4 protein-coding genes and 2 tRNA genes are annotated in these 5,895 nt (G+C 41.0%); 4 read left to right on the forward strand and 2 right to left on the reverse strand.

Features of this window, described 5'->3' with window-relative positions:
* Positions 1 to 310 precede the first annotated feature (310 nt).
* A tRNA-Met gene (locus tag AC4E96_RS05905) sits at positions 311 to 387 on the reverse strand.
* Between the two features lie 175 nt (positions 388 to 562).
* Positions 563 to 639, reverse strand: a tRNA-Met gene (locus AC4E96_RS05910).
* 190 nt (positions 640 to 829) lie between these two features.
* Between AC4E96_RS05910 and rlmKL the strand changes: the two genes are divergently transcribed.
* The 4 genes from rlmKL to AC4E96_RS05930 form a co-directional block, all read left to right on the forward strand.
* Positions 830 to 2,956, forward strand: coding sequence for a bifunctional 23S rRNA (guanine(2069)-N(7))-methyltransferase RlmK/23S rRNA (guanine(2445)-N(2))-methyltransferase RlmL (gene rlmKL / locus AC4E96_RS05915; RefSeq protein ID WP_490255181.1), 2,127 nt, complete (start codon positions 830 to 832; stop codon positions 2,954 to 2,956).
* Positions 2,956 to 3,192 (forward strand): glutaredoxin family protein, encoded by a 237-nt coding sequence (locus AC4E96_RS05920; RefSeq protein WP_488033059.1) that lies wholly within the window; start codon positions 2,956 to 2,958, stop codon positions 3,190 to 3,192. Before rlmKL ends, AC4E96_RS05920 begins: the two co-directional genes overlap by 1 nt.
* A complete protein-coding gene (gene uup, locus AC4E96_RS05925; protein ID WP_490255182.1) occupies positions 3,179 to 5,092 on the forward strand; it encodes an ATP-binding cassette ATPase Uup in 1,914 nt (637 codons plus the stop codon). The genes AC4E96_RS05920 and uup overlap by 14 nt, the downstream gene beginning before the upstream one ends.
* Positions 5,093 to 5,104: 12 nt before the next feature.
* The coding region (locus AC4E96_RS05930; protein WP_490255183.1) for a DUF3466 family protein at positions 5,105 to 5,895 on the forward strand (791 nt) is incomplete at its 3' end.

Genomic DNA, 5,895 nt, shown 5'->3' on the forward strand with positions numbered 1-5,895 from the left:
TAAGAATATATAAGAATTGGTTGCGGGAGCCGGATTTGAACCTGTGGCCTTCGCGCTTTTATGAAGAGTTGAGCCCGACAGGCTGAGAACTTATTAGGAATATATTAGGAATATATAAGAGTTGGTTGCGGGAGCCGGATTTGAACCTGTGGCCTTCGCGCTTTTATAAAGAGTTGAGCCCGACGAGCTGAGAACTTATTAGGAATATATAGAAATTGGTTGCGGGAGCCAGATTTAAACCTGTGACCTTCGCGCTTTTATGAAGAGTTGAGCCCGACGGGCTGTGAACTTATTAGGAATATATAGAAATTGGTTGCGGGAGCCGGATTTGAACCGACGACCTTCGGGTTATGAGCCCGACGAGCTACCAGGCTGCTCCATCCCGCGCCAGTAGACTGAGCTATTTATATTTATGTCGTCGGCTCCGACGACCTTCGGCTCTTGTGGGTATTGCGAGCCCGATGAGTTACCATCCGCTCCTACCCGAACCAGTAGACTGAGCTATTTATATTTATGTCGTCGGCTCCGACGACCATCTTATACTGTACCAACTTTAAGAAATTGGTTGCGGGAGCCGGATTTGAACCGACGACCTTCGGGTTATGAGCCCGACGAGCTACCAGGCTGCTCCATCCCGCGCCAGTAGACTGAGCTATTTATATTAATGTCGTCGGCTCCGACGACCTTTCGTTAAGGACTGTCCCTCAACGAGGTGCGTATACTAACGATTTAAATTTGAATTGCAACACGTTAATTAAAAAAACTGTAATAAATAGGTCTTTTGCTCAAATTTGCTATAATGACCTCAAATTTCCTAAGTTTAATGATTATGCCTAATTTTATAGCGTTAACATCAGCGGGTATTGAGCCGCTATTAGCCGACGAGCTAACTCAACTAGGGGCGACAGAAGTATCGCCTAAAATGCAATCAGTTTATTTTACTGCTGACTTTGAGACTGCAATGAATATTTGTTTGTGGTCGCGCCTGTCTACTCGTATTCTAAAACACGTTATTGATGTGCCAGGAAATAGCAAAGATCAAATCTACAACGCCGTAATCGGCTTTGACTGGCATCCTTATTTTACAAAAACACGTAGTTTTGCAGTAGAATTTGTTGGAACGGACAAAAGTATAAGAAATAGTCAATTTGGTGGTCTTATAATCAAAGATGCCATTGTTGACAATATTCGTGAAGAAACCGGTAAACGACCTGATATTTCAAAAGACAACCCAGACCTTCGTATTCACGCTAGACTGTTCAAAGGCCGTTGTGCTGTTTACGTTGACTTTTCTGGTCCATCACTTCATCAACGTGGCTATCGTATAGAGCAGGGTGCCGCACCACTAAAAGAACACCTAGCTTCCGCTTTAATTATTAGAAGTGGTTGGGACAAAGAATCCAACTTTGTCGATTTGTTTGCTGGTTCAGGAACGATTTTGATTGAAGCCGCGAACATGCATCTTAACAGGGCTCCGGGTCTAAATAAGAGAACGTTTGCATTTACCAAGCACCCTGAGTTTATGGTTCACAAATACGAAGCAATTCGTGAGAAAGCGATAAATGCCGAACGTGCCCCGACCGCTCAGTTTATCGGCTTTGAAATCAATAACTACGTCATTGAGAAAGCAAAATCAAACATCGAACAGGCTAATTTAGAATCTATTGTTTCTGTTAATCAACAAGACGCAGCCAATGCGACGGTCAATAAGAAACTAGAAGCTGGTTGGATAGTTTCTAACCCACCTTATGGTGAGCGTATTGGCGACTCTATAGAGTTACTTTCATTATTTAAACGTCTGGGCTTAAACCTTAAAACTAACTTCGAAAATTGGCATGTAGGTTTGTTAACCGGCCAAACTTTGTTACTCAAATTGTTACGATTGCAAAAAAGTCGTGAGTTCAAATTTAAGAATGGTCCATTAGACACCGTTTTCGCGACTTACCAATTGACTCCCCAACAATGTGAATTGTCACCAGAAGCATTAAAAGGTGAATATTATCTAAGCAAAGATGGCCAGGCATTTTCAAAACGAATCGATAAAAATTTAAAACGACTGCGTAAATGGGCGAAGAAAGAAGGCGTTACCTCTTATCGAATTTATGACGCTGACATCCCAGAATACAATGTAGCGGTCGATTATTACGATGGCAAAGTGGTGGTTTATGAATATCAAGCACCAAAGACAGTTAAAGAGTCCGTTGCTGAAATTAGATTGCTAGACGTTGTAAGTATTTTACAAACTAAGTTAGAACTTACAGCCGAGAATTTCGCACTAAAAGTTCGAAAAGCTCAAAAAGGTAAGGCGCAATACGAAAAAGAAGACAGTAAGTACCATAGGTTCGCTATTGAAGAACATGGCGCCAAGTTTTACGTCAACATTCATGACTATCTAGACACGGGTTTATTTTTAGATCATCGCTCAACGCGCAAAGAGTTTGCCTCTTGGTGCAAAGACAAAACAGTACTAAACCTTTTCTGTTATACAGGTAGTGTAAGTGTTCATGCAGCGCTAAATGGTGCCAAACGCGTGACCAGTGTCGACATGTCTAATACCTACTTAGACTGGGCAAAAGACAACTTTGCATTAAACAAAATCAGTCAAAAAGGGCACTTCTTCCAACGCGCTGACTGTTTAGACTGGCTATCAAAGTCTCGTGATAAGTTTGATCTTGTCTTTTTAGACCCACCGTCGTTTTCTAATTCAAAGAAAATGGACAGAACGTGGGATGTACAACGTGATCATGTTGAAATTCTTGAATTGGTAAAAGAGCGACTGAACCCAGGTGGTACCGTTTTGTTTTCTAATAACTTGAGAAAGTTTAAGCTAGAAGAAGATAAAATTCGTGAGCTTGGTTTCCAAATTACAGACATTAAAGACAAGACATTACCGGAAGACTTTAAGCGAAACCAAAACATCCACCATTGTTGGAAATTGGAACTACTAGGTGAGTGATGGCGTTATTTTTACTTAGTACCGATGGCTGCCACTTATGTGAAGCGGCAGCAAAAATGCTCAAAGTATTAGAGTTACCGTTTGAAATAGTTGATATTGTTGAAGACGACCAGCTCATTCAGGTCTACGGTGACAAAATACCAGTGTTAATTGCCGATGGGGCCGAACAAGCATTGTTTTGGCCTTTTGAGGAAGAACAACTAAAGCAGTACGTGGAATTTTATGGAATTAGTTAGATTAAGTAACGCCCAGTTAGCGTTCGGCACAGATCCAATTTTAAACAATGTCGACGTTCAAATTAATGCGGGTGAACGAATTTGTATTGTTGGACGAAATGGCGCTGGTAAATCGTCATTATTAAAAGTGATAAGTGGTGATCTAACACTCGATGATGGCAAGGTACAGTTTGTAAATGAAGTGACGGTAGCAAGGTTGGAGCAGGATCCGCCAAGAGGTCAGTCTGGAACCGTATACGAATTTGTCTGCCAAGGGCTGGAAGATGCTATTAGATTAGTCGAAAAGTTTAACGCCTTGTCTATGGAAGTCGCCGAAAAACCAGAGCTTATGTCCCAAATGGAAAAGGTTCAGCAACAGATCGACCAAATAGATGGTTGGTCTTTAGACAGTCGAATAAGTCAGACTCTAACAAAATTAGGTTTGGAGGCTGAGCAAGAAGTTGCTAAGTTGTCTGGTGGCTGGTTGAGAAAAGTGGCTCTAGCAAAAGCATTGGTACAACAACCTAATATTTTATTATTAGACGAACCAACCAACCACTTAGATATCGATGCCATTGCATGGTTAGAAGGTTTCCTAAAAGAGTTTAAAGGGGCCATTGTTTTTATTTCGCATGACCGTGCCTTTATCCGAGCCATGTCTACGCGAATCCTCGATTTGGATCGTGGCAATCTAACCAATTTTAATGGTACCTATGACTATTATTTAGAAGAAAAGGTTCGACTTCTTGAAGTTGAAGAGCAACAAAACGCGCTTTTTGACAAAAAGTTAGCGCAAGAGGAAGTCTGGATTCGCCAGGGTATCAAAGCCAGACGAACGCGCAATGAAGGTCGTGTACGAGCGCTAAAAGAATTACGTAAGACTCGCAAACAGCGTATCGATGCGCCTGGCACTGCCAATATGCAAATTCAGCAAGGTGAAAAATCTGCCAAAAAAGTATTTGAAACCATTGATGTCGATTATTCCATTCCGGGCAAAACATTAATAGATGGCTTCTCAAGTCTTGTTATGCGTGGTGATTGCATAGCTTTGATAGGGCCAAACGGTGTAGGTAAATCTACTTTAATCAAACTATTGCTAGGTGAATTAAAACCAGATTCTGGTGTCGTTCATATCGGTGAAAACCTAAAGGTTTCTTACTTTGACCAACATAGACTTGCACTCGATTTAGAGAAGACTGTGCAAGACAACGTTGCTGACGGCAAACAAGAAATTTCATTTAATGGTTCTACTCGTCATGTCTTGGGTTATCTGCAAGATTTTCTATTCCCACCGGTTCGTTCAAGAACTCCGGTAAAAGCTTTATCTGGTGGTGAAAAGAATCGTTTATTATTAGCAAAACTATTTGTGAAACCATCTAACTTGTTGATTCTTGATGAGCCAACCAATGATCTTGATGTCGAAACTTTGGAATTGTTAGAAGAACTTGTGTCTGGGTATGAAGGTACAGTATTACTGGTAAGCCATGACCGTGAGTTCATTGATAATACAGCAACTTCTATATGGGCCTTTGAAGGGCAAGGTAAAATCAATAAAGTTGTTGGTGGTTATAACGATTATTTGGCTTACAAAGAGCGAGTAAATCAAAGCCAATCGAACTCTGACTCTTCATCTAAGGACAAAAAAGCAGAAGCAAAAATAGCAACTACTAAACCCGCCTCTAAAACAAACAAGAAAAAGCTTTCATATAAAGAGGTTCGGGAGTTAGAATCATTGCCGAAAGAAATTGAAAGATTAGAAATCGAATTGGAGTCGGCTCAAGAAAAGGTTAATGATCCGGAGTTTTTTAAGCAGGATGCAGAAACTACCGCAAACGCATTGAACCATTTGTCAGATATTGAGTCGAAGCTCGAAGCTGCCTTTGAAAGGTGGGAAGAGTTAGAAGAAAAACAAACGAATTAACAGGTAGTTATTTTGAAATACGCGAAGTTTTCCAAGTCCACTATTGCATTGGCAATGATTGTCGCAGGCTTTAACGCTACAGCGGCCACATATGAAGTACAAGAATTACCAAAAGTTAAAAATCAACGTCAGCAGTTCACTACAGGACTTAATGATGTTGGTGACGTTGTCGGCATAGCCCGCAGCAGCACAAATTATCCATTCTATTTAGAAAATTATTTGGTTGGTGCTAGTGCTAATTTAAGAGCAAACTGTGACATTGACGATACTGAGGCTTCAACTGGCGAATTTGACGCTGGTACGATTGCTTGTCTAAAGTCGGAGTTGACCAATTCTAGTAGAGTATTTGTGTCGAGTCCGTCATATCAAAAAATTGGTGACATTGTTTCGTATATTAATTCTGGCGGTGACACAACCAAGACGACACTACTTGATATTGTCGATGAGCCTTTAGGCGAGTTAACTAGAAGTAATGTTGAGCAGCTAAACGACGTAAACAATAGTGGAATTGCGATTGGTACTGCATCGGCACCATACATACGTGGTACCTTTCAGCAAACGGGTGAAGATGCAAACGAATCGCCAATTGTTATCTTTAAGCGAGAATTTGAAAATCGAGCTGTGGTATTACACAACGGTGAAGTAAAAACAATTGCACCAAAAGATGACACTTACGGCGGTACGTCAGGCGCGAGTGCTATTTCAGAATCAAATATTGTTGCAGGCTATGAGTCCGTATCTGTAAGAGAGTTTGCACAAGAAACAATTGATGAACAGTGTACAGGCGAACAACTACCTGTCGA

The sequence above is a fragment of the Psychrosphaera sp. genome (assembly GCF_982872775.1).